We start from the raw sequence: 18,751 nt of genomic DNA, 5'->3' as shown, positions 1-18,751 counted from the left end.
AGTCTGAGGCTGGCCCTGAGGAGCCGGACGCGTCTGCTGCGGCTCGGGGCGGGCGCCAGGTTGCTGACCGGGATGATAATCCGGCCGCTGCTGCGCGGGACGATTGCCGGGCTGCGGCTGCGTAGCAGGATGGCCTGCCGGATTGGCGGTAACCGTACCGGGGCGGGCGTTGCTGTTGACATTGGCGTTGCCGTTGGCTGGGCCAGGCCGAGCGTTGCTATTGGCGTGCGCATTGGCCACGCCCGGAGGCGGAGTGTAGTGCGCGGCGGGCAGAGGACGCGCTACCGCGAGCTGCTGCGGACGTCCGTGATTGTTGTTGTAGAAGTTTGACTTGTCAGCACGCGCAGTCTGGAAGTGCTGCTGCTGATACCGCGTGGGCGCCTGGTGCTGCTCGTGCATCGCCTGCCGTTCTTCGGGCGAGGGCTGGTGCTGAATTCCATGCGGACCGCCGGTGTAGGCCAGGTGGTTTTCGTTGATGACCGTGGTCTGATGGACGATGGTTTCATTCACGTAGGTGTTGCGAATGACAGTGCGATTCACGCGCATGACGGCGGTGTTATACGCGAACTCATTGCCGCGCCATTCGCCCCCGGAGAAGCCTACGCCCATGTAGCCGAAGCCGTAGTTTACGCCGCCGTAGTAGCCCACGTGGGGGCCCCAGTAGCCGGTATGGAAGATGTACGCGCCACCTTCCCAGCCCCAGTAGGGCGGGGTCCAGAGGGCGCCTTCATAAGGAGCGGGCACCCAGGCGCCAGGCACCCAGTAATAGCCGCTGTTGTCGTAGTCGTAAGCCCAATAGCCAGGGGACCACATCAGTCCGGGCTGGGGGCAGGGTGGCTGCTCGTAGACGGGCAGCGGCGGGGGCGCAAGGTTCACGCTGATCAATACACCGGCGCGTGCCTGGGAGACGAAAAGAATTGGAAGCAGCAGCGCCAGCTGAAGCCAGCGCATCGATCGAAACAAACGCATGTAACCTCCTGAGTCCTTGGTGCCCTTCAGCAATGGAAGATGGTAAGGCACACGAACTTATTCCATGGATCGCAACTTGTGCCGCGGTTATGTCGGGATGATCCCGCCGCGAGGACCCGGTGCACCTCTGCGCACGTATAGCCTCGAACGGCCGCACGGCGCATTCGAGCTACTTAGTTTGAACACCGTTGGTCACAGGAAGTTGTAATTCCCCAGATCTTTTTACGCTGGAGGCTTCGATGGGATTTTCAGAAACCTGTACATCAGAAGCGGAGGCTCATCCCCAGGCCAAAGACGCTGCGCGCCTTGAGGTTTACGGGGATGACGACCGGTACGCCGCCCGGGCCGATAACGACGGTCTGACCGATGTTTCCGGCGACCTGGCCGACGCCAATGTCGAACGCAAAGTGCGCGTTCTCTCTTTGCGTGACACGCACCGCATAGTCGAGCGTGGTGGGCAGGTGGGCGCGCGAGCCGGGTGGATACATGATGGCGCCGAGGTTTTTAGAGGTAGGAGGCTGCTGCGAGAATCCGGCCGCGGGGACAATGGCGGTATGCAGAGGGCCGGGCAGCGGGAATCCAAGCCCGCCGAAGAGGCGTCCACCAAAGCGCGTGGCCTGGCCGCCGATGCCATAGATAGAGGCGTTGGTGAACTTCAGGCCGAAGTTGGCCAGAAAGGGGAGCGGCTTGTGCAGCCAGGTTTTTGTGACGGCTGCGTAGACATCTTCATTTGTGTAGCTTTTCAACTGGCCGGTGAACAGCTCGTCGAGCGCGCCGGTGACAAATTTGTCGCCGGTGCGGACCACAAAGCCCGCAGCGAGGCCGGGAACCGCGGTGTGGAACTGGCCGTCTTTCAGCAGCACCACCTTGCCGTGGATGATATTCATGCCGGCAAAGTGCCAGAGGCCGCTGAACAAGGGATCGTCGCCTTTGATGTGGACTTCGCGGGTGTAGCCGAGCTCGGCGCGATTGCCGAAACCCTCGGTCAGATTGAAGGTGTGAACGTCTCCAATCACCTGGTCGGCGTGCACGAAGTGATAGCCCAAGGCGGGAGAGGAGAAGAAGTGGCTTTTGGTGGAAGGAACCACGTAGGCGGTGGGGGTGATGAAGCCGCCGGTCTGGCCTTCCAGCGTAAGCTGTTGCGCGGTCAGGGTGGACGCCGCCAAGCTGCCGAGCAGGCAAAGAGAGTGAAGCGCGCGACTAATCGAAGATTTCATAGCGACCCTCGACCTCCGATGGGGGGGTGACGCAGGCCCGGGGAATCGAACCACACTCTTCTATCACACAGCGGTATGGATCGTCTGCCGGGCGGCCGATGGTAGACTCTCGCCATGTCCCGCGGTCTGTTTGTCACGCTCGAAGGCCTCGACGGTTCCGGAAAGACAACGCAACTGAAGCGGCTGGCCATCTGGATGGAGAAGCGCGGGATTGAGCCGGTGGTCACGAGGCAGCCTGGCGGAACCTCTACCGGGGACCGGATTCGCGCGTTGCTGCTGGATTCGCGTTCAGCGGGCCTGGCTCCCATGACGGAGATGGCGCTGATGTTCGCGGATCGCGCACAGGCTATTGCAGAGGTGATTGAGCCGGCTCTGGCCGGCGGAAAGACGGTGCTGTGCGATCGCTTCACGGACTCGACCGAGGCCTATCAGGGCGGCGGGCGCGCGTTGGGCTCACAGCTGGTTTTGGAGATGCACCGGCTGATCTGCGGAGGCCTGCAACCTGATCTGACCGTGCTGCTGCTTCCCTCTCTTGATAGAAGCCTGGAGCGGGCGCGACGCCGCAACGATCGCGTGGCCGAGAAGGACGGGCCGGACGAGAGCCGCTTCGAGCGCGAGCAGGACGCTTTCTACCGGCGGGTGTGGGAGAAGTACCGCGAAATTGCGCGACGCGATACGGAACGGGTGGTGGCGGTGGAGGGCGATCTCAGCATTGACGATGTGCACGAGCAGATTGTGGAAGCAGTCTCTGAGCGGCTCGTGATGGCCCACAGCCGTTAGACCATTCGCGGTGTGACGTACTCAGCCCTTCCATGCTCCCAGCAGGCGGCGCGCGAGCACAAGCTGGCCAAGATGATAAGCATTGTGATCGGCGGCCAGCAGCGCTTCGCGCAGCAGGGTCTGGCCGTCGCCGTGCGGAATCTTCGCGAAGAGATCGTTGGATTCGTCTTCGATCAGTTTGCAGAAGGCATCGGTGTCCTGCTGATACTGGTGAACGCTGCGGTCCCAGGCTTTTTCGTCGGGGGGTTCGGGGCTCTTCGGCCAGTAGCCTTCAGGCCATTTGGGCGATTCGTGCTCGCCTTTGCGCGAGAACTCGAGGATGTCCCATTGGGCGATGCGCATGTGCTCGAGCAGTTCCCACGGGCTGTGCGGCGAGCCTTCAGGCCGCTTGCCGCGCAGGGGGGCCGGGAAGTCCTTGACCGATTGCGCGAAGTCAGCGTGGGCGTGGCTGCTGCGGAGGGTTTCGGCAAGCTGCTTGCGCAGTGCGGAGATGCTGGCGTGATCGGACATGGGTCTCCTTGAGCGGTCCGTTGAGGAGATTCGCGGGCAGTGCGAAAAGATGCTTCAAATGCAGCTGGTGTCGATTTGGTGGGTTGAACGGCACGAAGGAACAGGCCGAGGGAAGCAGGGCGTTCGGGGTGGCCCATCGACAATAGCGGGGGCTAAAGCCCTCCGCATTCCAAGCGCCATTGTCGGCCTGACTGAAGTCAGGCCCTGATGACAAAGCCTCTCCTGCCAGGTTATATCGCGGTCTGTGAAGTCGTGCTCTCCGGGTGCGGTGGGAGCAACGAGCTACCCGGATCCGGGTGGGCGCGCTGCTTCGAAGCGTGAACCGGCGAGGATGCGCGGGCAGGTTCAGGGGACCGTTGACGATCCCCTGCACGGTTTCTATTTTCCGGCGCCTACCTGGTGTACTTGAATGACTTGTCAGGATGCTGCGGGGCGGGGGGCACGGGCCGCGGATCGGCCTTGATCTCCGCCTGCAGTTCCTTCATCGCCGCCTCAAGTTGAGCATCGTTGCCGCTGAAGCTGTCATGCGGCAGGTTATCGACCACCATATCGGGATCGACGCCGTGGCCTTCGATGAGCCATTTGCCGTCGGCGTAGACGCCGGTTTCAGCCGCGGAGGCGATACCGTTGTCGGCCTGCTGGTTGTCGAAGCTGAGCCAGACTTCGCCGCCCCAGGTGCGGGTGCCGATGACTTTGCCGAGTTTGAGACGCCTGAAACCTTCGCTGAATGCTTCGCCGTCTGAGGCTGTTTCGTGATCGCACAGCACGACGATGTGCCCGCGGAACGCGTACTGCATGTTCCACGATGGGTTTCCGATGCGGGGCTGAAAGTACATCCACGGCTGGCGGAGCAGTTTGCTGAGGAGCCATGAGTCGATGTTGCCGCCGTGGTTGTGGCGCACGTCGATGATGAGCCCCTGGCGATCAAAAACAGGATAGAAATCGCGGGCCCACTGGTTGATGTCGTTGCCGCCCATGGCGCGCAGGTGAACGTAGCCGATGGTGCTGTTGGATTCCTTGTCGACAGCGAGGCGGCGCGTGTACTCCCATTCGTTGTAGCGAAGCTGAGAGTCGTCGCGGGCGGAGACGGGCGTGACCAGGACATCGCGCCCTTCTTTGGCATCCTTCACGTGCAGCAGCACCTGCGCGCCGGCCTTGCTGCGCAGCAGCGCACCCTCATCGGAAACGCCCAGGAGATCCGTGCCGTCGATGGAGGTGATCACTTCGCCTTCTTTGACCAGCGACTCCGGCCTTGCCAGCGGAGGCGCAAGATTCGGCAGGTCGGGATCGTGCGCGTAGATGTGCTCCACCACGTAGCCGCCGGCCTTTTCGTCGCGCCGAAGCTGCGCACCCAGTGTGGCGACGTCAATGTGGTCGGCCGTCTTGCGGGCATCCCCTCCCACCACAAAGGTGTGCAGCGCGGAGAGTTCGCCGACCATCTGCGCAATGACATCGTTGAGTTCATCGCGGTCGGCGACGCGATCCACCAGCGGCAGATAGCGGTCGCGCATGGCCGGCCAGTCTACGCCGTGCATGTTCTTGTCGTAGAAGTAGTCACGCTCCAGACGCCATGCGTCGAGGAACAGGCCGCGGAATTCCTCGCGAGGATTCACGTTGATCTGCCACCGCGACAGATTGACGGCGGCCCTGGCTTGCGCCTTGGGATCGCCGGTGCCGGAGCCCTTCACGTCGGAGTCAAAGATGTAGAAGTTGTCGCCCTTGGCGATGAGCATCTTCTTGCGGTCCGCGGAGATCTCAAAGCCTTTTACATCGCTCATGACGGTGTCGAGTTCGTCGCCCTTGTTGGCGATTTCGAGGCACTGCAGCGCGACGTGTTCGCCGACCACGTCGGCGGCGCTGTTCCAGCAGAGACGCTTCTCGGAGGCCTGAAGGCCGGAGTAATTGCCGGCCGGGGCGGGAACTTCGGTCAGGCGCGAGGCGAGGCCGTCAAAGTCGATTTTGACTTCGACCTTCTTCTCGTCCTTCTTGTCGTCTTTCTTTTCGTCCTTGCTTGCTTCGGTCTTTTTTTCGTCCTTGCCGGCAGCAGACTTGTCCGACTTTTTGACTGTCGACTTGTCGTCCTTCTTCTCTTCTTTCTTTTCTTCCTTCTTTTCTTCCTTCTTGTCTTCGTCCTTTTTGTCGGGATGGAGTTCGTCGGCGGGAAGGAAGGGCGAACGCAGCCCGGGGGTGAGCGCAAGCTCAAAGATCTTCACCGGGCGGTCGTACTGCGGTTCCGGCTCACGGGGGCCCCAGGGCGAAGGTACGGTCGTCTTCAACTCGCGGTCGGAGAGGAAGTATAGCCATTTGCCGTCGCTCGACCATGCGGGGCTGCCGGAGTTGAAACGGTCCGATGTGACGCTCTCGATTTTGCCGGAATCGGCATTCAAGAGCTTGACCTGCTGAAAGGAATTGTTGGCGCTCTCGCCGTACGCGAGCCACTTCGAATCGGGAGACCAGGCCAGATCGTTGAAGTCGCCGTTCATGGATTGCGCGATGCGCTTGTCGGTTTTGGCCTTGATGTCGAACATCCAGAGTTCCTGGTCCTTGTTCGTATGCGCCAGCCACTTGCCGTCCGGGGAGATGACGCCGCCGGTGCGGAGCACCCTGGCGTCTTTGGTCCACTGCTCTGGCTTGCCAACGCCGTTTGCCGGGAAGCTCCAGAACTCGGCCTCGCCGGAATCGGTGGAGAGCGCGACCACTGATTTGCCATCGGGTGCGAAGGTGGCTTCGCGGAAACGTACGCCGGAGCTGGCGGCGACGCGCACGGTGCGGCCATTCTGCACAGGGATGGTGAAGACCTCGCCGCGCGCGGTGAACACGGCCTTCGAGCCGTCAGGCGCAATGTGTACGGCGGTGAGATAGTCGACGGGCTTCTTCACCCAATGCTCGCGCAGTTGATCGAAATCCGACTGCAGCGTGACGGGAATTGCTTCTTCGTGACCGCTGGAGAGGTCGAGGTTCCAGAGGTCGGCGCCGGAGGAGTAGACAATATGCCCGTCAGAGAGCGAGGCGGATTCGACATCGAAGAATTTCTGGTGGCTCTCCTGCCTGGGGTCCTTGCCATCCTCGGTCATCGACCAGACGTTCATGACGCCGTCACGGTCGGACAGGAAGTAGACGCGCCCGTTGGCGAGCATGGGATGCGCGGAGGTTCCTTCGTAGCCGGCGGTGAGCGGCACAGCCTCATCTTTTCCGTCGAAGCGCCAGAGGTTCTCAGCCCAGCCGCCCTTGTAGCGCCTGGTGGAGCTTCCCTGCCAGTTCCAGCGCGTGAAGAAGAGGGTGTGTCCATCGGCGGACCAGGCGCCCTGAGCGGCCTCGGCCAGGGGAACGATGTCGCGTTTGCCCTGCGCATCGACGAGAACGAGTTTGTCGCCGGGAAGGGTGGAGTAGCGCGACGTGGCGATCATCAGGCGGCCGTCGGGCGCCCAGCCTTCGGGCAGCGCGGAGCCTTCCCAGGTGCGGCGTTCGGGCAGGCCGCCGGATATCGGCATGGTGTAGATCTCGCGGGGGCCTTCATAGTCGGCGAGGAAGGCGACGGTTTTTCCGTCGGGCGAGATGCTGGGCATGGTTTCGTTTCCAGGCGCGGTGGTGAGGCGCTGGGCCGTTCCGCCGCGCAGGTTGACGGTCCAAAGATCGCCTTCGGACGCGAACACGATGGCGTCGCCATGGACGGCGGGGCTGCGATAGTAGCCGCGGTGGGTGCTCTCGGCGTTCCCGGTGGACGGCGGGGCGGCAAAAACAGGAATGGATGCCAGGCAAAGCGCGACGGGCAGGCAGGCACGGCGCAGAATGGGATATATCGGCATGAGAGCTCCCTCGGCGCGCGGTCCCCTGGGGCGCAGGCGCGGGGATGCCCAGGTGAGGAACGCGGCATTGAACCGGATTTCCGGTGATTGTTTTGAAGGATACTACGGCGCATCTTATGTATCAGGCGGGAAGTTGAGATAGCTCTCGCGCCTGACCCCAGCCCCGTTTACAATATGAGATGGAAGCCTACGGGATGAATCGCAGACAAAACAGAAGCGCGTGGATCTGGGTGGCGTTTGCCGCCATCGCCCTCGCGTCTGTGGCACGGGCCGAGTCTGGCCTTGAGTCGGCTCGGTCGTACGCGCATCCCATGCTGGAGTTCTTTGCCGGCAACCATGCAGCGCAGCCCGCCGATCTTTACGGGACGGCGCAGCACAGCTTGTCGCGGCAGCAAAGAGGCACATCGCGGAATCAGCTGGCGGGTGCCTGGGTGGCGATGCTGCCGGTATTTTTTGTCGGCCTGGTTTCGCCGCTGGATCAACTTGCGCCCCGGTCGATACGTCTGGCAGGCGCGCCGCCGGCCACGATTCTTCCCCCCTCCTTCCAACGCCCTCCGCCCCAGTTCGCGTAAGCGCCGGCATTGTCTGTAAGCGCGCAGTTTTGCTGCACTTGTGCGCGGCTTGTGATTACACGAGATTTTTGACTGATTATCGGAGAGTTCTGTGTTTTTGGATAAGGCATTTACCAAGGTATTTGGCACGGCCAACGAGCGCGTGATCAAGCGTCTGATTCCTTTTGTCGCTCAGATCAATGCGCTGGAGCCGGCCACGAGAGAGCTGTCAGACGAGCAGTTGCGGGAAAAGACGACTGAGTTCAGGACGCGCATTGCGGAGCGGCTCCAGGGTCTTACCGACCCGGACGTGATCAAGCAGGCGGAGCGCGAGGCGCTGGACGAGGTCCTGCCCGAGGCGTTTGCCGTGGTGCGGGAAGCCGGCTGGCGCACGGTCAAGATGCGCCACTTCGACGTGCAGCTTATTGGCGGCATGGTGCTGCACCAGGGCAAGATCTCCGAAATGAAGACCGGCGAAGGCAAGACGCTGGTCGCGACGCTCTCCTGCTATCTGAACGCCCTGGCCGGCAAGGGCGTGCACGTGGTCACGGTGAACGACTACCTGGCCAAGCGCGACGCCGAGTGGATGGGCAAGATTTACGAGTTCCTCGGGTTGACGGTGGGCGTTATCGTGCACGACCTCAGCGATGACGAGCGCCGCCAGGCTTACGGCGCGGACATCACTTACGGAACGAACAACGAGTTCGGCTTCGACTACCTGCGCGACAACATGAAGTTCGACATCAAGGACTGCGTGCAGCGCGGGCACTACTACGGGATCGTCGACGAAGTCGATTCGATCCTCATCGACGAAGCGCGTACGCCGCTCATCATCTCCGGCCCGACCGACCAGACCACCGATAAATACCAGCGGGTGAAGGACATCATTCCCAGACTCATCCTGGGCGAAGAGACGGAGAGCCTGGATCACGGCAAGACCTTCACGGGCGACTACGTGGTGGACGAAAAGCATCGCACCATCGGCGTGACGGACGAAGGCTGGGTGAGCATCGAAAAGGAACTCAACATCGACAACATTGCCGATGCGGAGAACTGGGATCTCAAGCACTTTGTGGAGACCGCCATCAAGGCGCACGCGCTCTACAAGCGCGATGTCGATTATGTAGTGAAGGACGGCGAGGTCATCATTGTCGACACGTTCACGGGCCGCCTGATGCCTGGCCGCCGCTGGTCCGATGGACTGCACCAGTCCATTGAGGCCAAGGAAGGCGTGCAGGTCCGCAAGGAAGACCAGACGCTGGCCACGATTACCTTCCAGAACTACTTCCGCCTGTATCAGAAGCTGAGCGGCATGACCGGCACGGCGGAAACGGAAGCCGCCGAATTCGAAAAGATCTACAAGCTTGAAATCGTCGTGATTCCGACCAACAAGCCCATGCTGCGCATCGAGAATTCCGATATGGTCTACCGCACGGAGAAGGAAAAGTACAAGGCCGTTGCGGACAACATCGCGGAGCTGCACGAAGCAGGGCAGCCCGTGCTGGTGGGCACCACATCGATTGAAAAGTCGGAGCGGCTCTCCGCCATCCTGCAGCGCAAGGGTGTGCGGCACGTGGTGCTGAACGCCAAGTTCCACGAGCGCGAAGCGGAGATTGTGGCGCAGGCCGGACGCATGGGCATGGTCACTATCGCCACCAACATGGCCGGGCGCGGTACGGACATTCTGCTGGGCGGCAACGCCGACTTCACCACCCGCCAGCAACTGGTGAAGCAGAGCAACGCACGCGCACTCAGCGCTGGCGAAGGGAAGATCAATCCGCTGCCACCCGCCGGGTTCATGCGTTTCTACTACCAGGGGCAGGAGTTCGAGGTTGCGGAGACCGACTGGGCCGCGGTGAACGAGGTCCACGCGGAAGCCGCAGCCAAGGAGCATGAAGAGGTTATCAAGGCAGGGGGCCTGTTTATCCTGGGCACGGAGCGGCACGAATCCCGCCGTATCGACAACCAGTTGCGCGGCCGGGCGGGCCGGCAGGGCGACCCGGGCGCCTCGCGCTTCTATCTCTCGCTCGAAGACGATCTCATGCGCATCTTCGCCAAGCAATGGGTATCGACCCTGCTTGAGCGCCTGGGCATGGAAGAGGGCGTGCCGATCGAGTCGCGCATGATCTCGAACCGCATTGAAGCTGCACAGAAGGCGGTTGAGGCGCAGAACTTCGAATCACGCAAACACCTGCTCGAGTACGACGATGTGATGAACAAGCAGCGCGAAGCGGTGTACGGACTGCGCCGTCAACTGCTGGAGGGCGTGGATCAGCGCGAGCTCATTCTCGATGATTACGTTGGCGGGATTCTGTCGAGTGCGCTCGACGAGTTCACGCCGGAAGGCAAGCACGCCGATCAGTGGAACTTGAAGGGCCTTCAGGAGCGTGTGGGAAGCCAGTTCGGGCTGGATCTTGAAGCGGTTGGCATCAAGCCGCAGGAGCTTCCGCGGCACGAACTGGGCGACGAGATTTTCGAACGCCTGAAGCTGGAGTACGAGGCCAAGGAAAACATTCTGGGCGCACCCACCATGCGTTATCACGAGCGCATGGTGATGCTCAGCGTGATCGACGGCCTTTGGAAGGATCACCTGCTCTCGATGGACCACCTTAAAGAAGGGATCGGGCTGCGCGGCTATGCGCAGCAGGATCCGCTGGTGGCTTACAAGCGCGAGTCCTTTGACATGTTCGAGGCCATGATGCTCAAGTTCCAGGAAGACACCGTGCGGTTCCTCTTCCGGATGCAGATCATCGGGCCCGATGGCCAGCCGGTAAACGCGGCACCGCAGCCGCGCCGCGAAGTGCCTGCCGCGCCGCCGGTGGCCAGCGCAGCGCGTCCCATGCTGGAAGGAAACGGCCGGCCGCAGGCGCTGCCTCACGGCGCACCGCAGCAGCCGCGGGAGATCGCTGTGCCGACGCGGGCGCCGCAGACGACCATCGACCAACTGGAGAAGGAGTTCGCGCGCAAAAAGCAGCGTGAGCTTGCGCACGCCAGCATGGCCGGGGGCTCCGCAGCCAGCCAGCCCAGCCAGCGCCGCACGGGCGAGAAGGTTGGCCGCAACGACCCATGCCCCTGCGGCTCAGGCAAGAAGTACAAAAAGTGTCACGGAACAGAAGCATCGTAAGGAAGCGTAGTAGGATCGACAGCGGCGGCGAAAGCCGCCGCAAGTCGTTTGCGGCAGCTTCGGCGGCGACGATTCCCTTCCCGCTCTCAAGGTGACGAATATGGATATGGTTCCCACTCGCCGGGAATTTCTGCAAGGCGCGCTGGCGGCCGGCGCGTCTTGTCTGCCGGCCCATGCCGGGAGCACGGATATGAAGGCAAAACCTCTCGGTCTGCAGCTCTACACCGTCGGGGATGATTACGACCGAGATCCGGCGGGGACACTGCGCAAAGTCGCGGCTGTCGGTTACAAGCAAGTGGAGCTCTCGCCGCTCAGCAAGGTTTCCGCAGCCGACTGCAAGAAATTCCTCGCAGAATCGGGGTTAAGCAATCCCTCGGGCCATTACATGCTCCCGCAGTTGATGAGCGGCCTCGATCAGGCCATCGCCGCGGCGAAGGAACTGGGGCAGCAATACATGATTGTCACCGTGCCGTGGGTGGCCGATCCGGCGCGATTCCAGTCGTCCGGGTCAGACCAGCGGGCGATGATGGGCCGCATGCTGAACAGCCTCACTCTCGATGACTGGAAGTGGAACGCGGAACAGTTCAATCATGTGGGGGAGGCGGTGAAGAAAGCCGGCCTTCAGCTCGGGTATCACAATCACAACTTTGAATTTCGCAAGATCGGCGACACCACGGGGTACGACGAGTTCCTGAAGCTTACCGATCCGGCCCTGGTGTGCCTGGAGCTTGATTGCGGATGGATGACGGTCGCGGGCCACAATCCCGTCGATTACCTCAGCCGCTTTCCGGAGCGCTATCGGCTGCTCCACATCAAGGACTTTCGCAAAGGGTTCGCGCCTTCGACGACGCTGCTGGGCGGCGCCCCGAATGCTCCCATACCCACCGAGCTTGGCAGAGGCGCTATCGACTACCGGCCCATTCTCGCGGCCGCAGCCAAAACGCCGGTGACTTCGCTTTTCGTGGAGCAGGAACCTCCATTCACGGAGATGCCGGCGCTCGATGCCATCAAGTTGGATTACGAGTATCTGCACGGGCTTACGGCGAGGGTCTGAGCAGGCCTGGATCAGGAGGCCACCATGTGCGCCTCTGGGAGAGAGTAAGATTCTCTGGTTGGAATTTGCGCAGCGCGAACAGCGCATAGTTGAACTGCGCAGTTTCATTTCGATCCAGCTCAAATCTCATCTCCTCGGAGGCAACATTGGTCACTCGGCGTGAATTTCTCGACACGCTTGCACTGGGCACAGCGGGACTCGCTATCAGCGCATCGGCAAAAAGCTACGGTCAGATCATGGGCTCCAACGATCGCCTCAACTTTGCCGTGATTGGGGTGCGCAGCCGCGCCTATGCGCATCTCTCCGCGCTCAAGGCGAACAAGAGCGCCGCACGCATCACGCACGTGTGCGACGTGGATGCGAACACGCTGAAGAAGTTCGCAGACGATACCGAGAAGGAGATGGGCGAAGCGCCCGCCGCCGAGCGCGACTTCCGCAATATTCTCACCAAGAAAGAAGTGGATGCGATCACCATCGCCACGCCCGATCACTGGCACACGCCGATGGCGATTCTGGGACTCAAGGCGGGCAAGCATGTCTACGTGGAAAAGCCCTGCAGCCATAATCCTGCCGAAGGCGCGATGCTGGTGGCGGCGCAGCGCAAGTACGGCAAGAAGGTGCAGATGGGCACGCAGCAGCGCTCTTCGCCGCACACCATTGAGATCGTCGACAAGATTCACTCCGGGGCGATCGGCACGGCCTATCTCGCCAAGTGCTGGTACGCAAACACGCGCAAGTCGATTGGTGTGGGCAAAGCCGCGCCTGTTCCACCGCAGCTCGACTGGGACCTGTGGCAGGGTCCGGCGCCGCGCCAGGCCTATAAGGATAACTACCAGCCTTACAACTGGCACTGGTTCAAGATCTGGGGCACGGGGGAGACGCTCAACAATGGTACCCATGAAGTGGACGTGTGCCGCTGGGCTCTGGGCGTCGACTTTCCTGAGACCGTGAGCGCGCAGGGCGGGCGTTACCAGTACAAGGACGACTGGCAGTTCTATGACACGCTCATCACCAGCTTCAACTATCCCGGCAAGATGATTACGTGGGAGGGCAACAGCTGCCAGGGCATGCGGACCTACAACCGCGACCGCGGCTCTGTGATTCTCGGAACCGAGGGATCTGTGATCGTCGACCGCGACGGCTACGAGACTTACGACTGGAAGGGCAAGAAGACCGGGGAGGTGAAGGCACAGCAGGAGCAGACGTCTTCTTCGGATTTGACGGGGCGCGACTCGATGACCGACCGCCATTTTGCCAACTTTATCGCAGGCATCAAATCCGGCGAGAAGCTTAACGCTCCTATCGAGGTGGGCAACGTGGCGGTTACGATGCTGCAGCTTTCCAATGTGGCCTGGGAGACGAATCGGATCCTCAAGCTCAACACCGCGGACGGCAAGGTGCAAAACGACGCCGAGGCGATGAAGTACTGGGACCGCAGCTATGAGAAGGGCTGGGCTCCGACGGTCTGAAGCAGGCATTCAGCAATCCAGCGAACCCGAAGATAATCGCTGAAACCCCCAGGAATCGCGAACCAGGAAAGTAAACCACCTCCAGGATGGAAATGACACCGACCCTCTCTCGCCGCAGACTCCTCAAAGCCAGCGCGGTCGCCGCAGCAGCGGCCGCGATCCCCTCCTTCGCACAGCCGCAGCCGGATTCCGGCAAGCCTTCACCCATCCGCCTGGGCCTTTGCAGCTACACTTTCCGCAACTTCACCCGCGCGCAGATGATCCCTTTCCTCAAGCAGCTCCACGTTTCCGAGCTGAATGCCAAGGACGTAAAGGATCATCTGCCCACCGATGCTCAGCAGGAGCAGGCCGCGGTTGACGACTACAAAGCCAACGGCGTCCACCTGCATGCGGCCGGCGCCATTTACTTTCGCAAGAACGACGAGGCGGACGTCCGCGCGCAGTTTGAATACGTCAAGCGGGCGGGCATTCCTGTTATCGTGGCGGGCGATCCCACACCTGAAACCCTGCCGCTCATCGAGAAGTTCGCGAAGGAATACGACATCCGCATCGCCATTCACAACCACGGACCGGAGGACAAGCTGTGGCCCAGCCCGCTCAATGTTCTCAAAGACATCAAGCAGCTCGACAAGCGCATTGGCTGCTGCATCGACGTGGGGCACACCGTCCGCGCCGGGACCGATGTGGTCGAGGCCATTCGCGCCGTCGGTCCGCGGCTGTTCGATGTACACATGAAGGACCTGGCGAGCTTCACGGACAAGGAGAGCCAGGTGGCGGTGGGCGCCGGCAAGATGCCCGTGCGCGCCATCTTCCAGGCATTAATCGCGATCCGCTATGACGGATTCGTTGACCTGGAATACGAGATCAAGGCCGACGATCCCATGCCTGGGGTCATTGAGAGCATTGCTTATATGCGAGGCGTGCTCAACGGCATGGGGTATATGCAACAGCCATGAGCGAAGCTCATGCCGCGAGATCCGCTTCCCGCCGCACATGGATGAGGGTCCGGCGAGGGGATCGTTCCACCATCTGAAAAACCCCGGGGCCGTCTCCCCAGCCGGTATCAACGCGATCATTGCATCGCTGCGCCCCATCCCGCACAGCCGATTGCGCTCACAAATCGATAGCTATAGACCGCCCCCCGCTCTTATCCTTTCGACGGCTCGTTCGGGCTCTTCTCATCCGGCTTGATGGTTCCGCGAACGACCATGAACTTGTTCAGCGTGTCAAACCAGAAGGACGCGCCCAAGGACAGCGCCAGCGCCGTCATGGACCATCCGATCAGCGCGAGCAAGACCTTCCACAACTTGAGTCGCAGGGAGTCCGCATCACCCCACACCGGCGTCGTCCATCCCAGCGGCAACAGCTTTGTATCGGCTACGTCCTGGACGGCTTTTATACGCTGCTCAACTTCCGTTTGAATCTCCGGCACGGTCTTGCCGGCCGGCGTGCCCGTACCCTGGCCCGCAGTCGGATTGCCCTCGGCAACGGTTTTTTGCGCAAGGGCCACCATGGCCTGGCGCGCATCCTTGTCGGTCCACAGCGTTGCTGCGACGCGGATGGAGTTCACATTGAACGCGAGCGCGATGAGCAGGCCGATGATCATGAGGATGTTCTGGGTGTATTTCTTGTACCAGCCCGACACGCGGTCCATGGCGTCGTCATACCAGTGCTCGATGCGGGTCTGCAGCTCGGTCAGGGTGGGTGCGCTATCCGCAAGGGCGGCAAGCGCCTGAAGGGCCTTGTTCTCCACGTCATTCTTCAGTGCTGTTGCCAGGCTGGTGCGTAGGCCATCGATGTCAGTTTTTGCGCCACCCGCGGCGGGATCAACGATGTCAATCAGCGCCAGCGCAAAGGTGCGCGATGGGATGTACGCCGGCAGCAACATCCGGTTCGATATCCTGGTCATGCCCGTGGCCGGGGGCGCGAGGCCCAGCTTGTCCTGCAGCTTCATGCGGATCTTGTCCCACTTGCGCAGCGTTTGGTTCTTTGAATCCTTCTGCGGATCGCGGTACAGTCCGCGGATCAGCCCATGATCGTAGAGTGCCGACAGCAGGCGCGTTTTGCCGTCCGTTCCCATATCGCCCGAAAACAGGCTATGCAGACCCTGCAGCAGATTGGCAGATCGGGCCTGTAGAACCGCTGCGATGGCTTCCTGCACCGCGGACGCGATCAGGCTGAGGAGCAGATATACAACCGCCATGCCGATGGCGACATCGAGGATCGAACTGCCAAACATAGGTCGATCTCCAAAGGGGATTCGAAAGGTGGAGCCAACGTTATCACAAGCTGCATCCGCCCTTGAAGAAACTTTGCAGGAACAAGATCGAGCCTGTCCTGCGCCGCCCGACTGACGGTGTTCTGCTCATGGTCCGCCCGGGCAAGCAGAAATCGAGCCGGCACGGGCCGACCCCGCCGTGACAACTGCAATGCAATTGGGCTATGCTTTTTGCGGAATTGTTTGTAAAGCGGTGAATTCCCCCAGGTTCGGCTCCGATTTTTCTGAAGGAGGAGAACTTTTATGGCTGCCCAGACCCCCAAGAAATGCGGCAATGCGGCATGTAGCTGCACCCCCCCTGCAAACGCGAAATATTGCAGCGCACACTGCGAAGGCGTAGCGCAGAAGATTGAGATTCTCTGCACCTGCGGCCATCCGGGGTGCGAGATGGGCTCAGTCCGGACTTAGCGCGATCTAAATAGATTTCGACTCGCGGGTACCCAGGGTTGGGATGGATTGCGTTGTTCGCCGTCATCGCTGAGGGCGGACCGGGCCCTGAGACATTTCTGTGCCGTAGCCGCGTCCCGAGCAACTCTCCGGCGCTTTGCGTGAACGGCGCGCATGATGACATGTGCGCCCTGATCGCGGTAGGCTTGAGAGGTACGCGCGGGGCTCCGCGCTGCAAGGAGTGTTGATCCTCTCATGCCTATCCAACCCACCTCGAAGATCTGGCACAACGGGAATCTGATTCCCTGGGAAAACGCCACCCTCCACGTGATGAGCCACGTGGTGCACTATGGCTCCAGCGTGTTTGAAGGCATCCGCTGCTACACGCAGCCGCAGGGTGCGGCGGTGTTCCGCCTGCCAGAGCACATGCAGCGCCTTCTGGACTCAGGCAAGATCTACCGCATGGCGCTTCCCTACTCGCTGGACGAGCTTTGTGCGGCGGTGGTGGATACCATCGAGGCGAACGGGATTGCTCCGTGCTACATCCGCCCGATTGCGCTGCGCGGCTACGGCGAAGTGGGCGTGAACCCCAAGGGTTCGCCGGTTGAGATCTACATTGCCAATTACCCCTGGGGCAAGTACATCGGCGGTGAAGCCGCAGACGTCTGCGTCTCCAGCTGGAACCGTCTGGCGCCTAACACCATGCCCGCGCTCGCCAAGGCCGGCGCCAACTACATGAACTCGCAGCTCATTCGCATGGAAGCCGACACGAACGGCTATGTCGAAGGCATCGCCCTCGACGTCAATGGCCTCGTCAGCGAGGGCTCCGGCGAGAATGTCTTTCTCGTCCGCAACGGCGTCCTCTACACCCCGCCGCTCGCCAACTCCGCCCTCTCCGGCATTACCCGCGACAGCGTCCTCACCATAGCCCGTCATCTCGGCCTCGCCGTTATGGAGCAGCCAGTCCCGCGCGAAATGCTCTACATCGCCGACGAGGTTTTCTTCACAGGAACCGCAGCCGAAGTCACTCCCATCCGCTCCATCGATCGAATCCTCGTCGCGGATGGCAAAACCGGTGAGATCACAAAAAAGATCGCCGACGAGTTCTTCTCCATTGCCAACGGTCTCAAGCCGGACCGTTTCGGCTGGCTCACCCCAGTAAAGGTGAACGCAACCGAGCCAGTAACGGCCTGAGTTTAGAGATCCACATCCGGGCGGCCCTCGCGGCCGCCCTTTTCACGCCTCGGATTTCCACAGCCATCCTTGACGTAGAATGCGAGAAATCGCCTGCAACCCGGTGAGTACGCAGAGGATACTCAATGCCACGGCGACAACCTTATGGAATTTCGCTGGTAAGTTACCCGACCTTTGGGGAATACCGGCCAAGGGCAATTCAATGCTATCTTCTAAGGTCGGTAATACTCGACCTCCCCTGGAATTGAGGCTCTCGGATCGCTAAGCCCTGAACGGACCTTCACTCGATGATTGCGACGCAAATGGAAACCGGAACTTCGTGTGCATATAACGTGTCGAAGGACCGTCGAATCAGCTTCCGGATCACCGTTGCCGACTGCGCCGGTGAACCCTTCAAGCTGATGAAGGTCATCCTCGATGGCCTTGCGCAGAATCCCGAAGCAGCCTTCTGGTTGACCAATCTCCAGCACAGCCCGCAAATCGTCCGCATCTTTCCTATCGACTTCGCGTATCTCGACTCAAACCTGACCATCATCGAAGCGGCAGAACTACCTCCGGGCGTTCCCCTTCCCAAATTCCATCCAGATGCGACCAGTGCGCTCATCGTGCCGATGAATTCGCTCGCTGCCAACGTCACAGCAGTTGGCGATAAGCTCATCATCTGTTCCGAAGAAGAACTCGAGCAGCTCCTCGCCGATCCCGGCTCCGCAATCGAAACTTCTGGTCACTCAATCGCGCAACCTGAACCGCCCTCGCAGCTGGTCACGTCGAACGATCCGCTCCCAGAGCGCCCAATTGCTCCCGTTCAGATTCCGGAGCGAATCTCGATGTTCAGCGCAGTGACGTCAACCCCCATCCAGCCCGCAGCTATGTCGTCTGCGGGGGCGTTCACGGTAGCAGTCGCCAGCACGTGGCAAGCCGCATCTCCGCTCCTGTTGGAGCCGGTCGAAAGCAATCAAAGCAACACCTCGACAGCCGTACCGGACCTCGCCGAGAACGTCTCGGAGGTGCAAATCTCCGAAACGCCCATCGAGGAATCGCCCGGCCCCGCATCAGGATCCCTCGACGGATTTGAATCCGCAGCGGTTCGCGAAGAGCAGCCACCCACCATCGAGATTGCCGACATCGCGGTCCTTGAACGCGCTCTCACAATTGTTGAATCTCATGTCCCCGCGCCTGGCCGCCCCGCCGATCCGGTCAATGTCCTTGAACCAGAAAAGCCGGTCTTGCGCGCCACCGAAGAGCTTATCGCCCGCAGCAAAGAGGCCGCCGAAAAGGCATACGTAAAAGTTGCTCCACCGGCCAAGAGCCCCGCCGGAAAACCAAAGAAGAAATCCGAGAAGCAGAAAGAGATTAAGAGCGACCATCTCGGAAACCGTGTGATTCGCTGGCTCGCTCTCGATGATCCCCTC

13 protein-coding genes are annotated in these 18,751 nt (G+C 61.2%); 8 read left to right on the top strand and 5 right to left on the bottom strand.

Translation table 11 applies throughout. The features are described 5' to 3' along the window. Both VGL22_RS21505 and VGL22_RS21500 read right to left on the bottom strand, forming a co-directional pair. The coding region (locus tag VGL22_RS21505; RefSeq protein ID WP_465269022.1) for a hypothetical protein at positions 1-969 on the bottom strand (969 nt) is incomplete at its 3' end. A 263-nt stretch (positions 970-1,232) separates the two neighbouring features. Continuing rightward, positions 1,233-2,186: a hypothetical protein gene (locus tag VGL22_RS21500; protein WP_465269021.1), complete on the bottom strand. Its 954-nt coding sequence runs from the start codon at positions 2,184-2,186 to the stop codon at positions 1,233-1,235. Between the two features lie 114 nt (positions 2,187-2,300). Between VGL22_RS21500 and tmk the strand changes: the two genes are divergently transcribed. Next, entirely contained in the window at positions 2,301-2,966 is a 666-nt protein-coding gene (gene tmk / locus VGL22_RS21495; protein WP_465269020.1) for a dTMP kinase, read from the top strand. A gap of 21 nt (positions 2,967-2,987) precedes the next feature. Here the strand turns inward: tmk and VGL22_RS21490 are convergent, their stop codons facing one another. Together VGL22_RS21490 and VGL22_RS21485 are read right to left on the bottom strand one after the other, a co-directional pair. Then, the gene (locus VGL22_RS21490; RefSeq protein ID WP_465269019.1) at positions 2,988-3,476 is read right to left on the bottom strand and encodes a DinB family protein; all 489 of its coding nucleotides are present in this window, start codon (positions 3,474-3,476) and stop codon (positions 2,988-2,990) included. Positions 3,477-3,868: 392 nt separating this feature from the next. Further along, positions 3,869-7,282, bottom strand: a complete 3,414-nt coding sequence (locus VGL22_RS21485; RefSeq protein WP_465269018.1) for a S41 family peptidase — start codon at positions 7,280-7,282, stop codon at positions 3,869-3,871. A gap of 194 nt (positions 7,283-7,476) precedes the next feature. On the opposite strand from VGL22_RS21485, the gene VGL22_RS21480 reads away from it, so the two are divergent. The 5 genes from VGL22_RS21480 to VGL22_RS21460 all read left to right on the top strand — a co-directional run bounded on the left by VGL22_RS21480 (position 7,477) and on the right by VGL22_RS21460 (position 14,436). Continuing rightward, positions 7,477-7,854: a hypothetical protein gene (locus VGL22_RS21480; RefSeq protein WP_465269017.1), complete on the top strand. Its 378-nt coding sequence runs from the start codon at positions 7,477-7,479 to the stop codon at positions 7,852-7,854. Positions 7,855-7,945: 91 nt separating this feature from the next. Further along, positions 7,946-10,957 carry a preprotein translocase subunit SecA gene (secA, locus tag VGL22_RS21475; RefSeq protein ID WP_465269016.1) on the top strand — a complete coding sequence of 1,004 codons (3,012 nt, stop codon included), beginning with the start codon at positions 7,946-7,948 and terminating at the stop codon, positions 10,955-10,957. A 190-nt stretch (positions 10,958-11,147) separates the two neighbouring features. After that, complete coding sequence (locus VGL22_RS21470; protein ID WP_465269015.1) at positions 11,148-12,011, top strand: sugar phosphate isomerase/epimerase family protein; 864 nt, start codon at positions 11,148-11,150, stop codon at positions 12,009-12,011. Positions 12,012-12,157: 146 nt separating this feature from the next. Next, positions 12,158-13,480: a Gfo/Idh/MocA family protein gene (locus VGL22_RS21465; RefSeq protein WP_465269014.1), complete on the top strand. Its 1,323-nt coding sequence runs from the start codon at positions 12,158-12,160 to the stop codon at positions 13,478-13,480. Positions 13,481-13,572: 92 nt separating this feature from the next. Beyond that, a complete protein-coding gene (locus tag VGL22_RS21460) occupies positions 13,573-14,436 on the top strand; it encodes a sugar phosphate isomerase/epimerase family protein (RefSeq protein WP_465269013.1) in 864 nt (287 codons plus the stop codon). Between the two features lie 191 nt (positions 14,437-14,627). Here VGL22_RS21460 and VGL22_RS21455 read toward each other — a convergent pair whose 3' ends face one another. After that, positions 14,628-15,719 carry a hypothetical protein gene (locus VGL22_RS21455; protein WP_465269012.1) on the bottom strand — a complete coding sequence of 364 codons (1,092 nt, stop codon included), beginning with the start codon at positions 15,717-15,719 and terminating at the stop codon, positions 14,628-14,630. Between the two features lie 681 nt (positions 15,720-16,400). Here VGL22_RS21455 and VGL22_RS21450 point away from each other — a divergent pair. Beyond that, positions 16,401-17,339, top strand: a complete 939-nt coding sequence (locus tag VGL22_RS21450; RefSeq protein WP_465269011.1) for a branched-chain amino acid transaminase — start codon at positions 16,401-16,403, stop codon at positions 17,337-17,339. A gap of 302 nt (positions 17,340-17,641) precedes the next feature. Further along, positions 17,642-18,751: hypothetical protein (locus VGL22_RS21445; RefSeq protein ID WP_465269010.1), on the top strand; the 1,110-nt coding region annotated here is incomplete at its 3' end.

The organism is Occallatibacter sp. (assembly GCF_036502485.1).
Lineage (GTDB): Bacteria > Acidobacteriota > Terriglobia > Terriglobales > Acidobacteriaceae > Telmatobacter.
The sequence above is the reverse complement of the archived record's forward strand: the minus strand, read 5'-3'. Positions and strand labels throughout refer to the sequence as shown.

Coding starts and splice junctions, on each gene's coding strand:
- VGL22_RS21500 (WP_465269021.1), bottom strand. CDS start 2,186: ATGAAATCTTCGATTAGTCGCGCGCTTCACTCTCTTTGCCTGCTCGGC.
- tmk (WP_465269020.1), top strand. CDS start 2,301: ATGTCCCGCGGTCTGTTTGTCACGCTCGAAGGCCTCGACGGTTCCGGA.
- VGL22_RS21490 (WP_465269019.1), bottom strand. CDS start 3,476: ATGTCCGATCACGCCAGCATCTCCGCACTGCGCAAGCAGCTTGCCGAA.
- VGL22_RS21485 (WP_465269018.1), bottom strand. CDS start 7,282: ATGCCGATATATCCCATTCTGCGCCGTGCCTGCCTGCCCGTCGCGCTT.
- VGL22_RS21480 (WP_465269017.1), top strand. CDS start 7,477: ATGAATCGCAGACAAAACAGAAGCGCGTGGATCTGGGTGGCGTTTGCC.
- VGL22_RS21470 (WP_465269015.1), top strand. CDS start 11,148: ATGAAGGCAAAACCTCTCGGTCTGCAGCTCTACACCGTCGGGGATGAT.
- VGL22_RS21460 (WP_465269013.1), top strand. CDS start 13,573: ATGACACCGACCCTCTCTCGCCGCAGACTCCTCAAAGCCAGCGCGGTC.
- VGL22_RS21455 (WP_465269012.1), bottom strand. CDS start 15,719: ATGTTTGGCAGTTCGATCCTCGATGTCGCCATCGGCATGGCGGTTGTA.
- VGL22_RS21450 (WP_465269011.1), top strand. CDS start 16,401: ATGCCTATCCAACCCACCTCGAAGATCTGGCACAACGGGAATCTGATT.